The sequence below is a fragment of the Arsenophonus sp. aPb genome (assembly GCF_029873475.1).
In the GTDB taxonomy this organism is placed as follows: Bacteria; Pseudomonadota; Gammaproteobacteria; order Enterobacterales; family Enterobacteriaceae; genus Arsenophonus.
Map to the genome: position 1 here is coordinate 1760519 of NZ_CP123499.1, position 19379 is coordinate 1779897.

General features: G+C 37.1%; 16 protein-coding genes. 11 read left to right on the forward strand and 5 right to left on the reverse strand.

Going from position 1 to position 19379, the window contains the following annotated elements:
* Positions 1 to 4 precede the first annotated feature (4 nt).
* Positions 5 to 922: a 4-hydroxy-tetrahydrodipicolinate synthase gene (gene dapA / locus QE177_RS07825; RefSeq protein ID WP_280548499.1), complete on the reverse strand. Its 918-nt coding sequence runs from the start codon at positions 920 to 922 to the stop codon at positions 5 to 7.
* Between the two features lie 619 nt (positions 923 to 1541).
* Here dapA and bcp point away from each other — a divergent pair.
* Positions 1542 to 2012, forward strand: coding sequence for a thioredoxin-dependent thiol peroxidase (bcp, locus tag QE177_RS07830; protein ID WP_280548501.1), 471 nt, complete (start codon positions 1542 to 1544; stop codon positions 2010 to 2012).
* 56 nt (positions 2013 to 2068) lie between these two features.
* Here the strand turns inward: bcp and QE177_RS07835 are convergent, their stop codons facing one another.
* A complete protein-coding gene (locus QE177_RS07835; protein ID WP_280548503.1) occupies positions 2069 to 3133 on the reverse strand; it encodes an AI-2E family transporter in 1065 nt (354 codons plus the stop codon).
* 135 nt (positions 3134 to 3268) lie between these two features.
* Between QE177_RS07835 and QE177_RS07840 the strand changes: the two genes are divergently transcribed.
* Positions 3269 to 4735: a M48 family metallopeptidase gene (locus QE177_RS07840; protein WP_280548505.1), complete on the forward strand. Its 1467-nt coding sequence runs from the start codon at positions 3269 to 3271 to the stop codon at positions 4733 to 4735.
* A 12-nt stretch (positions 4736 to 4747) separates the two neighbouring features.
* Positions 4748 to 5107, forward strand: a complete 360-nt coding sequence (gene arsC, locus QE177_RS07845) for an arsenate reductase (glutaredoxin) (protein ID WP_280548508.1) — start codon at positions 4748 to 4750, stop codon at positions 5105 to 5107.
* 40 nt (positions 5108 to 5147) lie between these two features.
* Here the strand turns inward: arsC and hda are convergent, their stop codons facing one another.
* Complete coding sequence (hda, locus tag QE177_RS07850; protein ID WP_280552241.1) at positions 5148 to 5870, reverse strand: DnaA inactivator Hda; 723 nt, start codon at positions 5868 to 5870, stop codon at positions 5148 to 5150.
* Between the two features lie 104 nt (positions 5871 to 5974).
* Complete coding sequence (gene uraA, locus QE177_RS07855) at positions 5975 to 7270, reverse strand: uracil permease (protein WP_280548509.1); 1296 nt, start codon at positions 7268 to 7270, stop codon at positions 5975 to 5977.
* Positions 7271 to 7856: 586 nt separating this feature from the next.
* On the opposite strand from uraA, the gene QE177_RS07860 reads away from it, so the two are divergent.
* On the forward strand, positions 7857 to 8594 hold the full coding sequence (locus QE177_RS07860) for a hypothetical protein (protein WP_280548510.1): 738 nt from the start codon (positions 7857 to 7859) through the stop codon (positions 8592 to 8594).
* A gap of 110 nt (positions 8595 to 8704) precedes the next feature.
* On the opposite strand, the gene upp is transcribed toward QE177_RS07860, so the two are convergent.
* Positions 8705 to 9331, reverse strand: coding sequence for a uracil phosphoribosyltransferase (gene upp / locus QE177_RS07865; RefSeq protein WP_026822589.1), 627 nt, complete (start codon positions 9329 to 9331; stop codon positions 8705 to 8707).
* Between the two features lie 232 nt (positions 9332 to 9563).
* Between upp and purM the strand changes: the two genes are divergently transcribed.
* The 7 genes from purM (at position 9564) to QE177_RS07900 (ending at position 19285) form a co-directional block, all read left to right on the forward strand.
* Entirely contained in the window at positions 9564 to 10607 is a 1044-nt protein-coding gene (purM, locus tag QE177_RS07870; protein ID WP_280548515.1) for a phosphoribosylformylglycinamidine cyclo-ligase, read from the forward strand.
* A complete protein-coding gene (purN, locus tag QE177_RS07875; RefSeq protein WP_280548516.1) occupies positions 10604 to 11248 on the forward strand; it encodes a phosphoribosylglycinamide formyltransferase in 645 nt (214 codons plus the stop codon). The genes purM and purN overlap by 4 nt, the downstream gene beginning before the upstream one ends.
* Positions 11249 to 11527: 279 nt before the next feature.
* Positions 11528 to 12112, forward strand: coding sequence for a spermidine N1-acetyltransferase (gene speG / locus QE177_RS07880; protein WP_026822592.1), 585 nt, complete (start codon positions 11528 to 11530; stop codon positions 12110 to 12112).
* Between the two features lie 57 nt (positions 12113 to 12169).
* Entirely contained in the window at positions 12170 to 14239 is a 2070-nt protein-coding gene (ppk1, locus tag QE177_RS07885) for a polyphosphate kinase 1 (protein ID WP_280548518.1), read from the forward strand.
* A 4-nt stretch (positions 14240 to 14243) separates the two neighbouring features.
* A complete protein-coding gene (gene ppx / locus QE177_RS07890; protein WP_280548519.1) occupies positions 14244 to 15773 on the forward strand; it encodes an exopolyphosphatase in 1530 nt (509 codons plus the stop codon).
* 187 nt (positions 15774 to 15960) lie between these two features.
* Positions 15961 to 17424, forward strand: coding sequence for a magnesium transporter (mgtE, locus tag QE177_RS07895; protein ID WP_280548520.1), 1464 nt, complete (start codon positions 15961 to 15963; stop codon positions 17422 to 17424).
* Between the two features lie 493 nt (positions 17425 to 17917).
* On the forward strand, positions 17918 to 19285 hold the full coding sequence (locus tag QE177_RS07900) for an MFS transporter (RefSeq protein ID WP_280548521.1): 1368 nt from the start codon (positions 17918 to 17920) through the stop codon (positions 19283 to 19285).
* Positions 19286 to 19379 lie beyond the last annotated feature (94 nt).

Here is a 19379-nt window from a genome sequence, read left to right on the forward strand (position 1 = left end):
TTCCCTAAATTTTTTGTAAATCAGCGATCTTTAGCGCCTTTTGTACCGCTATCTGACCGGTCAGTGTTAATGGTGTCATCGGTAAGCGCAATGTATCAGAATTAATAAGTCCTAATTGATAACAAGCCCATTTAACTGGAATGGGATTAGGCTCGATAAATAATTGATGATGCAATTCACTTAGTCGATAATTTAACTTATGCGCTTCGGCATACTTTCCTATTAACGCTAGCTTGCATATTTCAGCCATTAATTTGGCCGCAATATTGGCTGTTACAGAAATTACCCCTTGCCCACCTAATTGTATAAAGTCTAACGCAGTTGCATCATCACCACTTAGCAAAATAAAATTATCATCATTAATTAATCGGCGTATGCGATTCACGCGACTTAAATCACCACTGGCTTCTTTAAGAGCAACAATATTACCTAACTTTGCTAATCTAGCAACTGTCTCAGGTAATAAATCACATCCGGTACGCGAAGGAACATTATATAAGATTTGTGGCAAATCTGTCTGTTCGGTAATGGCTTTAAAATGCTGATAGAGTCCTTCTTGTGAAGGTTTATTATAGTAAGGTGTTACCGCCAAGCAAGCAACAATACCCGTTTTTTCCAAAGATTTTGTTATTGTAATCGCTTGTTGGGTGGCATTTGCGCCACTACCGGCAATAATCGGAATTCTGCCATCAGCATACTCTAAGGTCGTCAATACTACATCCAAGTGCTCACTATGCTCAAGGGTCGCTGATTCGCCGGTTGTGCCAACAGATACGATCGCGGTTGTGCCATTATCCACATGATAATTAACCAGTTTTTTCAGACTAGGTTTATCTATTTGTCCTTTTATATCCATTGGGGTAACAATTGCAGCAAGACTTCCACGCAAAAAATTCCGATCTTCAATAGAATTATTAACCATAACCTTTTTCCTAAATGAGATATTAAAATTATGGTACTTTTTCAGTCTAAAGAAAAAAACCTTCTCATACACAAAATTTAATGAAATTTATTAATAACCACTCTATTTTAAGAAAAATAAATAATGGTTATCAGCCTACTTTCAGTTTATTTTTCTCGCTCAATTTATTATTTTATCAGCAAATAAATCTTTTAAAATTAAAAAACTAGCCAAAAAGTGCCAATTTTATTCCATTAAATATCATTTTATCACTTCTCAGTCTGTCAGCGTATTATATTGATATATTTGTTTTTTATCTTGGCAGGCGCTTTTTTTTATGGTTACCATACAATATTCAAAGTTATTGTTTATGTCGCTCCCGGTATAGTTGGAACTATTTACTTGCTTATTTATCACCCATAACTTCAAGCTAGCGGGACTAGTATTAAAAAATAGATCCAGCCACAGACAAGTAGGATGAAAACTTGAAATTGATATAAATGCCCAAAGTCTTATTGATGATAATGAATGAATTAGCAAAAATAGATTTAAACAATTGTGCACAAAATTAAATACCCAAGGTACAATTAGCATTATCAGCAAATCGCAATAACATATAGAATTAAATGGAGAGAATCTCATGAGCCCATTGAAAGCCGGTGATAAGGCCCCTCAATTTAGCCTTCCTGACCAAGATGGCGAAATAATCAATTTATCTGATTATCTTGGTCAACGAGTTTTGATTTATTTTTATCCCAAAGCAATGACTCCCGGTTGCACAATACAAGCTTGTGGATTACGTGACGAATGGGATAAATTAAAACAAATGGGTGTCGCAGTCTTAGGCATCAGTACTGATAAACCAGAAAAGTTATCACGTTTCGCTGAAAAAGAGATGCTAGAATTTACATTACTATCGGATCACAAGCACGAGGTTGCGGAAAAATTCGGGGTATGGGGAGCAAAGCAGTTTATGGGAAAAACGTTTGATGGTATTCATCGTATCAGTTTCCTAATTAATACCAAAGGCGAAATTGAACATGTGTTTGACAAATTCAAAACAACGGATCATCATCAAATTGTAATGGATTATCTCAATACCCATCCGTGATTAAAATCGATTGTTAATTGCCCTTGCATGTTTTGCTGGCAATTAACAATTAAACACTATTTTTCAGTTACTAGATTATCTTCCGGCCAAACATGCATTACGGCTTTAATTAACGTTGCCAGTGGAATGGCAAAAAATACGCCCCAAAAGCCCCAAAGCCCACCAAAGACCACGACAGATAAAATAATAACCAGTGGATGTAAATTAACCGCTTCAGAAAATAGAATTGGCACCAATAAGTTGCCATCGAGCCCTTGAACAATTAAATAAGCGATAAGTAAAGTCCAAAAATCGGGTCCAATACCCCATTGAAAAAGCGCAACTAATACTACGGGGATAGTAACCACCACCGCACCAATGTAGGGGATCAAAACAGAAATACCAACAAGTACTGATAGAAATAGCGAATAGCGCAAACCCAAAAAAGCAAATGCAATATAAGTACAGATACCAACAATAACCATTTCAATAACTTTACCGCGGATATAGTTAGTGATTTGTTGGTTCATCTCCTGCCAAACTTGTCCGACTAATAACCGATCACGAGGTAAAATACGTTGTAATCCACGTATCATTCTCGTTTTATCTTTCAACAGAAAAAATACCATTAGGGGTACTAAAACCAGATATATTGCTATGGTAATAATGCCAATAAGTGAGGCAACAGAGTACTTAACTACAGATTCACCTAAAGTTGATAAACGACCGCGTAAATTATCCGCTATCATATCAATAATACCGGCATCGACCAAAGCGGGGTAACGTTCAGGCAAAGCCTTAGCATATTCATTAAAGCTATTCACCATTGATGGTAAATCAAATAATAAATTCATTCCTTGCTGCCAGACAATGGGCACAATAATTAAAAAAACCATGGCGCTAATACCCATAAATATTGTCAGCACAATGGACGCCGCCGCCAGCCTTGATAAGCCTAACTTACCCAGTTTTTGGGTTGGCCATTCAAGTAAATAAGCCAACACGATAGCAACTAATAAAGGAGCTAAAATATCATGAAAAAAGAAAATGATACAAAAACCGATAATCAGGCTGATAAACAATGCAACGACCTGAGGATCTGAAAATCTTCGACGATACCATTGCAAAAACATCTCCAGCATATATTCACTCCTGAATGTGGTAAATTAGCCTTTTAATCTACGAAATTATACCAATTGACAGATTATCCAGTAAGGTTTGCTATCATAAAAATGTCATTTAATAACATAATCAATCGTAAGGGATACTTTCGGTTTATGAATACAAAATTTACTAAACCACTTATTACTCTTGTAATAACAATAATGTTAGCAGTTCCTATGATACCTGTTTATGCCGCTGTTGACGATAATCTACCCGATATTGGTACTACCGCAGGCGGTACATTAACTATTGATCAAGAGATCATTATTGGTGACGCACTAACCCGCCAATTACGTGCTAGCACACCACTTATTTACGATCCCTTATTAAATCAATATATTAATCATCTCGGCATGCGCTTAGTAAAAAATGCCCATTCAGTAAAAACACCGTTCCATTTTTACTTAATAAATAACCCTAATATTAATGCTTATGCTTATTTTGGTGGTAATGTCGTTCTCCATTCTGCCCTTTTTCGTTATAGCCAAAATGAAAGTCAACTGGCCTCAGTGATCGCTCATGAAATTTCTCATGTAACACAAAGACATCTTGCCCGTATGCTAGAAGATCGTGAACGAAATGCACCATTAGCCTGGATAGGCGCTATTGGTTCAGCACTGTTAGTGATGGCTAATCCACAAGCGGGTATTGCGGCGCTGACGGGAACATTAGCAGGAGTGCAACAAGGTATAATAAGCTTTACGCAATCTAACGAGCAAGAAGCTGATCGAATTGGCATACAAACTTTACGTCGAGCCGGATTCGATCCGCGCGCCATGTCTGACTTTATGCAAATTTTAGCTGATCAGAGCCGTTATATGTCAAAACCACCTGAAATGCTATTAACCCATCCATTACCAGATAGTCGTTTAGCTGATGCGCTAAATCGTTCAAATCAATACCCGAAAATTAACCTTCCTCCATCACTGGATTTTATGCTGGCTCGAGTGCGCATTCTTGCCATGTATACAGATGGACAAAAAACCGTCCTTGAGGAAATTTTATCACAATATAGTCAGGGTGATGCTAAAGAAAGAATGGCGGCTGATTATGGTCATGCACTACGACTGAATGAAGATAAAAAATATCCGGCTGCGAGTAATATTGTGAACTTACTTTTAGCTAAACAACCCACTAATCCCTGGTTTATTGATCTCATGACCGATATAGAAATTGGGCTAAATCAACCACTAAAAGCGATTTCTCGTTTACAAAGTGCACTAACCAAAACCCCAAACGACCCAGTGTTACAAATAAATCTGGCTAATGCCTACATTGCCAATAATCAGTATGAGCAAGCTAGTCAATTGTTACGTAAATACACTTTCGATAATCCCAATGACTTAAATGGTTGGACTTTGCTGGCAGAAGTTTCAGCTAAACAAGCTAAGCGAAGTGAAGAGTTAGCCGCTTATGCTGAAGGTATGGCTTTACGTGGCAATTATAATACTGCCATTCAATATCTTACTGATGCCAGTCGGTTGACAAAAACCGGTAGTTATGATCAAGCCAGATATGATGCGCGCATTGATGCACTACGCCAGTTACAAATCCGTGATAAACAGTTACAAAAACGCTAAGGAACTTATTCTATGTCTCAACAAGTGACAATTTATCATAATCCTCGTTGTTCAAAAAGCCGACAAACCCTACAGCTATTAGAGGATATGGGGGTTGAACCGCGCATCATTGAATATCTTAAAACACCACCAACCATCGATAGCTTAAAAACCTTACTTTGGCAATTAGGTTTCACTGAACCGCGTCAATTAATGAGGAGCAATGAAATAGTTTATCAAACACTTAATTTATCTGACCGCGCGTTATCAGACGAGGTGTTACTCCAAGCAATGCATGATAATCCGATCTTGATAGAGCGACCAATTGTTGTTGTCAATGGGCATGCTCAACTAGGTCGTCCACCAGAATTAGTGAAAAAGCTATTTAAATAGTCTTCTATCTTGAAGAGGTAAAACAAGTTTACCTCTTCAATTAAAGCTTAAGAATATCCTTGACGAAGGGTATAGTCAGTTTACGCTGAGCAACTATCGAAGCATGATCTAACTCATCTAACATAGTAAATAGTGTACGGGTTTTTCTATCCAAACGTTTTAATACAAAACGACTAACCTCTTCAGATAACTCAAAACCGCGTAATTTAGCGCGTAATTGTAGTGCTAGGATCTTATCGTCATCACTAAGTGGATGAAGTTTATAGATCTGCCCCCAATCGAGTCTGGATGCTAAATCAGGTAAAGTTAAATCAATCAACCTTGGCGGCTTATTACCGGTGATCAATAAACAGCTTTTGCCGTTTTCTAAGATACGATTATATAAATTAAAAAGTGCTAATTCCCACTCTTCATCATCGGCAATGCAATGAACATTATCAATGCAAACAAGTGCTAAATGCTCCATACCATCTAAAACATCAGGGACAAAATAGCTACGTTTATCCAGAGGAACATAACCAACCGCCTCACCTTTTTGTGACAATTCAGTACATGCAGCATGTAATAAATGGCTTTTACCACTACCTTCTTGCTGAGACCAAAAATATATATAGCTACTATGAAATTGATTAATAGCAGATTTAATGGCCGCTAATAAAATACCATTTTCGCCAGTAATAAAACTGGCAAAGGTTTCATCATCGGGCGTAGATAAAGGTAATGAAAGCTGCGACGGCGTATTCAGAAGCACCTCTTTCTGTATAGATAAGAAAACACATACAGCTTAACACAAAAGTTGTAATTAGATGAACTTAAACAATATCATCCGATGAAACTAACAATTTGGTTATTATTCCAGTAAAATAGCTATTTTTTAATCGGGTCAATCGACTCAATTTTAGAAGTTATATAAGTTTTTTCTGGCCGAATAATATTAATCAGGCGAAAAATTAACGACATTATAATACCGATAATGGTAGCAAGTGCCATCCCCTTCAGCTCAGCAGCACCAATATGGATCGTCGCACCACTTACGCCAATAATTAGAATAACTGAAGTCAATATTAAGTTTTGTGGTTTGTTATAGTCTACACGAGAATCAATTAATACTCGAATACCTGATGCCGCGATAACACCATAAAGTAATAAGGAAACACCCCCCATCACTGGAACTGGGATAAGCTGAATTGCAGCCGCTAATTTACCAACACAGGAAAGCATGATAGCTAAGATTGCCGCGCCACCAATTACCCAAGTACTATATACTTTAGTGATCGCCATTACACCAATATTTTCACCATAGGTGGTATTCGGTGTTGAACCAAAAAATCCTGAAATGGTGGTTGATAAACCATTGGCAAACATTGAACGGTGTAAACCGGGATCTTTTAATAAATCTCGCCCAACAATATTGGCAGTTACAACCAAATGACCCACATGTTCCGCAATAACAACTAGCGCGGCAGGCAAAATAGTCAAAATAGCAAACCACTCAAATCGTGGAGAATAAAATGTGGGTAATGCAAACCATGGCGCGGTAATAACGGGAGTTAAATCAACTTTTCCCATTAAAAAGGCAAGTAAATAGCCGACAACCACACCAATCAAAATAGGAATAATCGCTAAGAAGCCTCGAAAAACCACCGAACATAAAATGGTCACAATCAACGTCACCACTGAAATAATTAAACTACTTGAATCAACCGATATATCCGCTTTAGGTAAAAGCCCTGCCATGCCAGCTGCCGTTTGCGCTAATTCCAGACCAATAACAGCCACAATCGCGCCCATTGCCGCAGGAGGAAAAATAATATTGATCCAATTTCTACCTGCTATTTTTACAATTAGTGATACTAAGCAAAAAAGTAGTCCACAAACAATAAATCCGCCCAATGCTAACTCATAACCAAGGGGTAATAACAATAAAACTGGCGAAATAAAAGCAAAACTTGAGCCCAGATAAGCAGGAATACGCCCCCGACAAATAATTAAATAGAGCAATGTACCAATACCATTAAACAATAAAACGGTTGCAGGGTTGATGTTAAATAAAATAGGGACTAATACTGTCGCACCAAACATAGCAAATAGATGCTGAAAACTTAATGGAATAGTTTCTCTTAGCGGCGGCCTTTCTGCTACGCCAATTACGCGGCGGGTCATGAGCAATATCCTCTCAATAACTAATAATTGATATATTATTACTCATCAAAACTGATCAATAAAGCCCACCTTTTAATATTTTAATTTCATAACAGAAAATTGTATCAAAAATTAAGTAAGCTCTGGTAAGATAAAAACCATTTCTTAGGACTAATCACCAAAAAAAGCAAATTTTATCGTAATTAAGATAGCAAGATTAACACTTCATTTTATGGACTTTAACTTATCACCTAAAGATATAAAAAGTATTATTCAGGTTAAATTTTCCCTACTTTCTGATTGGTTAAAACAAAACAATACCAAAGTAGAAAATAATAACTATTTGCTGTGTTTTAATTAATATACTTTACTACTTTGATTACAAAATAAAAAAATGCCAATGATTTTCTTATATCATAATTAATTATACATAGTATATTAAAATTAAATAATAATATAGGTTATCTGGTTAGTATCAGGAGAATAATCATTACAGTTTTATTTGATAAAATTATGACAATATATTTTAAATTAGTGGATAAAAAATTTTAATAAAAATTAGACTCAATAAATTATAAAATTAATTATTTTAATTAAAGGAATATTTATGATAAATACAAATAAATTTAACAGTATCGATAATTCTATTGATACATCAAAATATAGTGGTGAAAATATTAGTCATTTATTAGGTTGTGCTGAAATATTTGGTCATGGAAAAGAAAAAGCCATCCAAGATGATAATCAATGGAATGAAAATAATGATAGAGACACAAATGCCAAAAAACTGGCCGCTTCACCGACAAATTTTGTTACCACAATAATAACTAATATCCGTGACCAATCAAAATGGGCACCGACTAATTCATTAGATAATGCATCGCTTTATTTAAGGAACTACTTAGATTATCTCTATCAAATTAGAACCTGTAACTATATTTTAAATTTTAATAGCCGCTCAAGCAATTTCAAAACTAGTAATCCACACCAATTAGCTGAACATATTATTGCCACGCATAAATTTATTGACAATGATGAACGTGCTAGTTTAACTAAAGAGTTAGCAACCAATCTAACGGATTTTGTAAAATTTAATGAAGAGGAGCATAATTTTATTCAGTTTATTGAACCAGTAATAAAAGCAGACAAACAAGCTAAACTATTCTATTACAGTATGTATTCTAACCCCGCTTCCGGCTATGATTTTAATTACATAGCACAAGAGTTTATTTTTGATCCCAATAAACTGACAGAAGAAAATGCCAAAATTGAATTAAATAAAAATTATGAAGGGCTAAAACGTTGGTTGGATAAAAATAGAGCGAAAAAAACGCCCAAAAATTAACTAATTAAATTTAAAATAATAGTTTTCACGCTTAATAAGATTGGTATCGCAGCCAATCTTATTTATTTTCAATGACTATCAGTAATAAAAAATAACTTAAACGATAAATGTTACTTAGTACCAAATATCTTATCGCCCGCATCACCTAAACCAGGAACAATATAACCATGTTCATCCAAATGATCATCAATCGATGCGGTATAAAGTTCAACATCGGGGTGAGCAGCCTCTAGTGCTTTAATACCCTCGGGTGCGGCAACTAATACCAATATTTTGATAACCTGACAGCCTGCTTGCTTAAGTAAATCAATCGTGGCAATCATTGAACCACCGGTAGCTAACATCGGATCAACAACCAATGCCATGCGTTCATTAATATTTGAAGCCAGCTTTTGAAAATATGAAATAGGCTCCAACGTCTTTTCATCACGATAAACACCTACAACACTTATACGGGCGCTAGGAATATTTTCCAATACCCCATCCATCATTCCTAATCCAGCACGTAAAATTGGCACAACGGTAATTTTTTTTCCTTTAATTTGCTCGATGTTTACCTGACCACACCAACCTTCTATTGCAATTGTCTCGGTTTCTAAGTTTGCTGTTGCTTCATAAGTTAAAAGACTGCCCACTTCTGAGGCCAATTCACGAAAACGTTTAGTACTAATATCTTTGTCCCGTAATAAACCCAATTTATGTTTAACTAACGGGTGTTTTACCTCAACGATTTTCACGCTACTCTCCTTCAGTACAAACTATCTACAAATAAAAAATTAGCAGATTATAGCGCTTTTTCTGCCCTCTTCCACTGCTAGATTAAGGTTTTCCATATATAAAATTCATTTTACGCGCTTTTGCACTTTATTATCAAAACCAATAAAGAGTCTCGCAAACGTTTGCTTAGGCTGGTAGAATTATCGTTGTTTCCATCTATTTTACTAAATGCAATCGCCTTGGGAGCTTGCTGTGACAGATAAAATTTCTCTCAGCTATAAAGATGCTGGTGTCAATATCGATGCAGGTAATATACTGGTCGAACGTATTAAAGGTGCAGTTAAAGAAACCCGCCGCCCAGAAGTAATGGGGGGATTAGGCGGATTTGGCGCACTGTGTGCCTTACCACAAAAGTATCGTGAGCCAATATTAGTTTCAGGCACCGATGGTGTCGGAACCAAACTGCGATTAGCTATGGATTTAAAACGCCATGATACCATTGGCATTGATTTGGTTGCCATGTGCGTTAATGATCTAATTGTTCAAGGAGCGGAGCCCCTCTTTTTTCTCGATTATTACGCAACTGGTAAACTAGATGTGGACACAGCTAGCAATGTGATCAAAAGCATTGCAGCAGGCTGTAAACAATCAGGCTGTGCCCTGGTCGGTGGAGAAACAGCAGAGATGCCGGGTATGTATCATGGCGACGATTATGATATAGCCGGTTTTTGTGTTGGTGTAGTCGAAAAAACAAAAATTATTGATGGTAGCAAAGTTAAAGCTGGCGATGCCCTCATTGCTTTAGGCTCTAGTGGCCCTCATTCCAATGGCTATTCATTAATTAGAAAAATCCTACAGCTAAACCAAGTAGATCCAACCACCATACAACTAGAAAATAAGTCACTGGCAGAAAGTTTGTTAGCACCAACGCGCATTTATGTTAAAAATATTCTAGCGTTAATTGAAAGACTGGATATTCATGCCATTGCCCATATAACCGGTGGTGGTTTTTGGGAAAATATTCCACGTGTTTTACCAGCAAATACCCAAGCGCAAATTGATGGCGCGAGCTGGCAATGGCCAGCCATATTTAGTTGGTTACAACAAACCGGTAATGTAACGACTCATGAAATGTACCGCACCTTTAATTGTGGTGTTGGCATGGTAATTGTAATACCGGCAGAAGAAGTTTCTGGCGCGTTACAACTGCTCAATCAACTGGGTGAAAATGCCTGGCTCATTGGTGAAATTGTCGCGAGCAAGGCGAATGAACTACAGGTGACAATCAGCAAATGAAAAATCTCGTGATATTAATTTCTGGCAACGGCAGTAATTTACAAGCCATTATTGATGCTTGCCAAAAACAAAATATTACCGCAAAAATTAGTGCGGTTTTCAGTGATAATCCGACGGCTTATGGTTTAGAACGGGCTAAGCAAGCCGCGATCCCAACCGTTGTGATGCCAAAAACGGATTACGCAGATAACCAGACTTATGATGCATCACTCATGACCGAGATAGCACAATATCAGCCAGATCTGATTGTACTGGCGGGTTACATGCGCATTCTCACACCACGCTTTGTCAGCCATTATTTAGGTAAAATAATTAATATTCATCCTTCTCTATTGCCTAAGTATCCTGGATTAAATACCCACCGTAAAGCGCTGGCAAATGGTGATAAAGAGCATGGTACTTCTATTCATTTTGTCACTGAGAAATTAGATGCAGGCCCGATTATTTTACAAGCTAAAGTACCTATTTTTGCGGAAGATCAAGTGCAAGATATTATTGCGCGCGTTCAAACACAAGAGCATCGTATTTATCCATTAGTCATTAATTGGTTTGTTAAAGATCGATTAGTGATGGTTAATAATTCAGCTTTCTTAGATGGTTGTAAATTACCTGAACAAGGTTACGCCAATGATGAAGATTAACATCATCCCTCGCTATGTGATGCCTATGGCATCACAATTTTGTATACTCATATAGCCCCATATTTATATCAAGTCTAATTGACTAATTTTGTAGTAATAATCACCCAATACTTAACGAATTAGTTATCGAAAACTGAGTTTATTGCTAAAATATAGTTGCCCTTATTTATCACTCAGCTTGATTCTGTTATTTTTTGACTGATCAAAGTGACTAAAAATGCAGAACATCCATAGTGACTATTTTTATATGCTAAGTTTTACTTCCAATCGAGGTATCAAATGCCTACTGGCAAAAAAAACGAGTCGATTACATTACGACCTTTAGAACGTGAAGATCTCCCATTTGTCCATCAATTAGATAATAACGCCAGTGTTATGCGTTATTGGTTCGAAGAACCTTATGAAGCCTTTGTTGAATTAAGCGATTTGTATGATAAACACATTCATGATCAGTTAGAACGTCGGTTCATTATTGAAAATGAAGGCACTAAAATTGGTTTAATCGAATTAGTAGAAATAAATTACATTCATCGTCGAGCTGAAATTGGGATTATTATTGATCCGGCATTTCAAGGTAAAGGATATGCGGCAAAAGCCACTAACTTAGCAATGGATTATGCCTTTTCGGTCCTAAACCTCTATAAAGTTTACTTGATTGTCGATAAAGAAAATACCAAAGCGCTACATATTTATAAAAAGTTGGGTTTTCATATTGAAGGCGATCTGGTAGATGAATTTTTTATTAATGGCAAATATCGTACCGTCATTCGGATGAGTATTTTTCAACATCAATACAGTGAAATGAAAAAAAAATCTCGCGTAGAGAGTAATAAAATACCTGAAAAATCATCAGTAATCAGATAAGCTGGTAAGTATCAATATCCCGTATTACTAAATAACAATAATGGTTATGGAGTAAAGATGTCTCAAGATCGACTCTATACTGAAAAAGAGATCAGTTGGCTATCATTCAATGAGCGAGTTTTGCAAGAAGCAGCAGATAAACGTAATCCGCTGATTGAACGCATGCGATTTTTGGGCATTTATTCCAATAACCTTGAGGAATTTTATAAAATTAGATTTGCCGATGTTAAGCGCCGAATATTAATTAATGAAGAACGAGGAACGGCATCCAGTTCACGCCAGCTACTAAAGAGAATTGAAAGTAAAGTTGCCAAGCTCGATCAAGAATTTGACTCATTGTATAACGAGCTATTACTTGAAATGGCACATAACCAAATTTTCCTAATTAATGAACGGCAAATTTCACCAAACCAACAAATTTGGTTACGACAATTTTTTCGCCAACAACTTCGTCAACATATTACGCCTATTTTGATCACACCAGAAACGGATTTAGTTGAATTTCTGAAAGATGACTATACCTATTTAGCCGTTGAGATTATCCAGGGACAGAATATTCAATATGCTTTACTTGAAATTCCAGCTGGCAAACAGCCTAGATTTATTCACTTACCGCCTGAAATGCCGAAACGCAGGAAATCAATGATCTTGCTAGATAATATTTTGCGTTATTGTCTAGACGAAATATTTAAAGGCTTTTTTGATTACGACCAATTAAACGCCTACGCCATGAAAATGACGCGCGATGCAGAATATGATTTAACTACTGAGATGGAATCTAGCATGCTAGAGTTGATGTCATCCAGTTTAAAACAGCGTCTTAATGCCGAACCAGTTCGTTTTGTTTATCAACGCGACATGCCTGATGAAATGGTTGAGCTGCTGAGAAAAAAACTCGGACTATCTAATGATGACTCAGTGATTGCAGGTGGCCGTTATCATAACTTTAAAGATTTCATTAAATTTCCAAATGAAGGTAATAAAAATTTACTTAATAAGCCACTGCCGCGCTTACGTCATCGTCGTTTTGATAACTTCCGTAATGGATTTGATGCCATCAGAGAAAAAGATGTTCTCCTCTACTATCCTTATTACACTTTTGAACATACGATAGAATTATTACGACAAGCCTCTTTTGACCCCAACGTGTTGACAATTAAAATCAATATTTATCGTGTAGCCAAGGATTCACGCATCATTGAATCGATGATTAATGCTGCTCACAACGGTAAAAAAGTCACCGTGGTGGTTGAATTACAAGCTAGATTTGATGAAGAGGCCAATATTCATTGGGCTAAGCATCTTACTGAAGCCGGAGTACATGTTATTTTTTCTGCACCTGGCCTGAAAATCCACGCTAAACTGTTTATTATTTCCCGCCTCGAACAAGGTGAAATTATTCGTTATGCCCACATTGGCACCGGCAATTTTAACGAAAAAACCGCTCGCCTTTATACCGATTATTCATTATTAACGGCCAATCAACAAATTACCAATGAAGTAAGGCGGGTATTTAACTTTATTGAAAATCCTTATCGACCCGTAAGTTTTGAAAATCTCATGGTTTCACCGCAAAATTCACGCACTCGGCTGACACAACTGATCGAGCGGGAAATTAGCAACGCTCAGGCGGGAAAAGCGGCCGCTATCTTACTAAAGATTAATAATTTAGACGACAAAGAGTTAATTAATCGTCTTTATGATGCCTCCAATGCTGGCGTAAAAATTCGCCTGCTGATCCGCGGCATGTGTTCACTGGTTCCTGGCCAAGCTAATTTCAGTGAAAATATTCAAGTTACTAGCATTGTTGACCGCTTTCTTGAACATGATAGAGTTTATGTATTTAGTAACAATGGCAACGAAGAAGTCTTTATCTCATCGGCTGACTGGATGACGCGCAATATCGATTTTCGTATTGAAGTTGCCGTTAAATTAGTTGATCAACAACTGAAACAACGCGTGCTCGACATTCTTGAATTACAATTTAACGATACAGTTAAAGCTCGTTATATCGATAAAGAGTTGACTAATCGTTACGTACCGCGCGGTAATAAACGCAAAATCCAAGCCCAACTTGCCGTCTACGATTATTTAAAATCACTAGAACATCCAGAGACAAGAGCTTAACACTATGCCATTAACAAAACCTTCAGCATCGAGGCCGATGGAAATTGCTGCCATTGATCTAGGCTCTAATAGCTTTCATATGATTGTCGCGCGAATCGTTAATGGCGCTTTACAAATTTTAACCCGCATTAAAAAACGCGTTCATCTGGCTGATGGCTTAGATGAGCATAACCAATTAAACGAAGACTCAATTCAGCGTGCTTTAACCTGCTTAGCGCTTTTTGCCGAACGTTTACAAGGTTTTGCTGCTGATAATGTCTGTATTGTTGGCACTCATGCCTTACGAGAAGCGGTTAACGTCAAAGAGTTTTTGCAACGTGCTAAAGCCATCATACCCTACCCAATTGAAATTATTTCAGGCCAAGAAGAAGCGCGACTAATTTTTATGGGTGTCGAACATACCCAGCCAGAGAAAGGGCGGAAGTTGGTGATTGATGTCGGCGGTGGTTCAACGGAACTTATTATTGGTGAAGATTTTAAGCCTTTATTAATGGAAAGCCGTAAAATGGGATGCATCAGTTATGGCCGCCAATTTTTTGCCAATAATATCATTAATGAAACTAATTTTGCGCGCGCCTATTTTGCAAGCCGGCAAAAACTAGAAAATCTTGCTTGCCAATATCAAATGAAAGGTTGGGACTGTGCTTTTGGCGCTTCAGGAACCATCAAAGCAATCCATGAAGTCCTTTGCCAGTTGGGTGACTCAGATGGCATCATCACCCCTGAGCGCTTAGCTAAACTAAAAAAATTAGTTCTAAAGTATAAAAATTTTAAATCCCTCGATCTGCCTGGCTTATCGGCAGAGCGTGCGCATGTTTTTGTTCCGGGATTGGCCATTTTATATGGTATATTTGATTCGCTGCAGATCAAACAATTATCTTTATCTGACGGCGCTTTACGTGAAGGAGTTCTATATGAAATGGAAGGACGTTTTCGTCATCAAGACATTCGCCAGCGCACCGCGTTAAGTTTAGCTGAGCACTATAATATTGACCGCGAACAAACCCAGCGAGTGTCAAAAACCATCAAAATTCTTTATCAACAATGGGCAAAACAAAATCCCAAGTTGGTTAACCCACAATTGAAAGTGCTACTTACCTGGGCAGCGATGCTGCATGAGGTCGGGTTAAATATAAATCATAATGGCTTACACCGTCATTCTGCCTATATTTTACACAATACTAATCTGCCGGGATTTAACCAAGAGCAACAATTATTATTGGCAACATTAGTTAGGTACCATAAAAAAAGCATCAAGTCTGAAGATATTCCTAAGTTCAATCTATTTAAGAAAAAACAATTATTACCCATGATCCAACTATTACGGTTAGCTACCCTACTTAATAATCAGCGTCAATCAACAACAACGCCAAGTTCACTACGTTTAAAAACCGATCAAAGCCATTGGACACTCTATTTCCCTTCTCACTATTTACAGCAAAATGCGTTAATGCTGCTAGATTTAGAAAAAGAACAAAAATACTGGCAAGAGGTACCTGGTTGGAAATTAAAAATTAAAGAGGAATCTACTTGATATTTTGGTATTATAAAAAATAAAATTTACCAAATATAAATCTAATTTAATTACTTAATTTCTATCTGATAACTTATCTATCCTGCTGCTGATAGTAGTTGTTTAAATAATGTGTGCATTTAATCAAAAGTCTTATAAATGATAATACCTGATAATAGGTTACGACTATTAGTATTTAAGGATAACCATGTCTCAACCAGCCTTTTCATCAAATATTACCTCACTTATTAATCCACATTCCCAAAAGCTGGCTCAAATTAGGCAAGATATTTTAACGCTTTTTATGGAAAATGAAGAGACAATTAAAATATTAGCCACCCAACATAACAAACAACAAAGCTTATCTATCCTAAAACATGATAAAAAAATCATTCAAATTAAATCACTATTACATGCCTTACATGCCGCAGATATTGCTGATCTATTAGAAATGTTACCATATGATGAACGTTCATCGTTATGGTATTTAATCGATAATAATAAACGCGGCCAGGTATTGGTTGAGGCGTCAACCTCAGTCTGGGAAAGTTTACTAAAAAACATGTCGGATAGAGAATTGCTACGTGCTGTTGCTAATCTACATGTTGATGAACAAGCCTATATCGCTGAACATTTACCTCGCGATACAATGCGTCGCTTATTGACTTATCTTGATCCCAGTCTACGTAATCAGATCCGTGAAGTCTTGCAATATCCAAAAGATAGCGTTGGTCAAATGATGGATTTTGAATTTATTACCGTTAGACCTAACGTTAGCCTGAAAACTGTTCAACGCTATCTCCGGCAACGAGGCAATATTCCTGAAGCAACCGATAAAATTTTTATTGTTGATATGCAAAATCGCTTACAAGGAGAATTACCGTTAACGACGATTTTAACTGCATCACCAACAAAAACCGTGGCTGATGTGATGAAAACCGCCACAGTAAGCTTCTTGCCCGACGAAAAAGCGGAAGACGCCGCAAGTGCTTTCGAACGATACGATTTGATCTCGGCTGCTGTGGTTGATAATAATGGTTTATTAATGGGACGCCTAACCGTTGAAGATATAGTTGATAATCTCAATGAAGAGAGTGATAGCAATATTCGGCGAATGGGAGGATTAAGTCCAGAAGAAGATGTTTTTGCCCCCGTCGGACAAGCGGTAAAAACTCGCTGGACTTGGCTTGCCATTAACTTATGCACCGCTTTTATCGCCTCACGGGTAATTGGCGTTTTCGAAAATACCATTTCACAACTTGTCGCGCTGGCAACATTAATGCCTATTGTAGCTGGCATTGGTGGCAATACTGGCAATCAGACTATCACCATGATTGTGCGGGCAATTGCCTTGCATCAGATCCAGACTGGTAATTTCTCATTTCTCTTACTCAGAGAGTTAGGGGTGGCCTTAATTAATGGCATTGTTTGGGGCGGGATCATGGGCATCGTCACCTATTTACTTTATGGTAACCTAGAGATGGGTGCAGTGATGACGTTAGCCATGATACTGAACTTAATGATGGCCGCATTAATGGGTGTTATTATCCCATTAATTATGGTAAAACTAGGTCGAGATCCGGCTATTGGCTCAAGTGTGATGATAACCGCAATAACTGATACCGGTGGCTTTTTTATTTTCTTAGGCTTAGCAACCCTTTTTCTAATTTGAATCGCCAGCGCTAATCTATTACTGTAATATTAGAATAGCGCCTTGAAACCCAACTTATTAAACATCTTTTCTATTTAAATTAATAAGCAAATTTTTCTCTATGTATGAATTCAAATATAACAATTTAATCTATTTATATTTCTAAAATAGAATGCATTCTTATTTAAATTCCATTATTGTTTTTGCTAGTTATCATTTTAATTAAAAGCCAATAACCTAATATTTAAGCCATTTAAAGCCCATTCAAAGTAAGATATCATAAAATCCGCTATTGATGTTTATATAGACAATGACGATAAAATAGAAGATTATTTGTCATAACTTCCAGATGATAAACGGATAATGATTTCAGCTAAATGAAATATCATTATTACTTTAATCTTTTTATGATTGAAAAATAAAACCAATCAACAAATTGCACCAATTGTTAGAATAATTTATCCAGCATACCCGTACACTATTTTGCCAATTAAGAAAATAAAAAGGATAAAACATGCCATCGCTAACCAACATGCAAAGTCAGCCTGTTGCCAGGCCATTAAATCGACAAGATTATAAAACACTGGGTCTATCTTCGTTAGGTGGCACACTTGAATTTTATGATTTTGTTATTTTTGTCTTTTACGCCAAAATCATCTCGCAACTTTTTTTCCCAAGTGGCAATCAATTTCTCGCGCTGATGGCAACTCTTGGCTTATTTGCTGCCGGTTATCTGGCTCGTCCGTTAGGTGGCATTATTATGGCACATTATGGCGATAAAATCGGTCGTAAGCGCATGTTCAGTTTAAGTATATTTATGATGGCACTACCTACTTTAGTCATCGGCTCCCTACCCACTTATGCAACAATTGGTATCGCCGCTCCACTACTATTACTACTAATGCGTATTATGCAGGGGGCGGCAATTGGCGGAGAAATGCCAGGTGCCTGGGTGTTTATCGCTGAACACACACCAAAACAGTGTTATGGTTTAGGTATTGGCATACTAACTTCGGGTATTACCGGCGGTATTTTACTTGGCTCTATGATAGCCATTAGTATTGAATATCATTTTAGCGAACAACAAATTGTTGACTTTGCCTGGCGTATCCCATTTATTCTTGGTGGTTTATTTGGCTTTATTTCTGTCTATCTGCGCCGTTTTTTAGAGGAAACACCGATATTCAAACAGTTAGCGGCGCAAAAAGCGCTTAGTAGTCAGTTACCGATTAAGACGGTGTTAACATCACATAAGCAAGCTTGTTTGATCACCGCTGCGTTAACCTGGTCTTTATCTACCGCTATTATCGTGATCATTTTAATGACGCCTGACGTTATTTTACGTGGGATCTACCATATTGATCGCAATAGCGCTTTACAAGCCAACTGCATTGCGGTGTTAATGTTAACAGTTGGTTGTATTTTTTGGGGCTATTTAAGTGATAAAATTGGCTCGCGTATCACCCTGCTTGTTGCCTACAGCGGACTTATTATTTCAACTAGCTATTTTTATTATATATTATCACCCTCTCTCTCATTTTTAGCGTTAAGTAGCTATTATGCCATTATGGGATTCTTCGTCGGCGCGGTTGTTTTAACACCAATTATTTCGACCCGAGCGTTCCCTCCGGCTATTCGTTATTCCGGCCTGTCCTTTGCCTATAATATTGCCTATGCGATCTTTGGTGGCTTAACGCCAATTATCACTGGCTTCTGGTTACAACAGTCTCAGTTGGCGCCAATTTACTATGTCAATACAGTGGCAATATTAGCTACTTTGGTTGGTTTTTTACCCCTAGCTTATCAAGGATGGCAAAATCATCAGCCAGATAAATCCAACCCTGATGCGGATAACCCGGTTCAAAATGTACTAAGTCGTTAATAACATCAGGATAATAATGCAAAAGAGTATCAGTCATAAGACTAATACCTAGGCGGAAAAAATTGGCTAATAACTAACAATAAAAATATGCGTA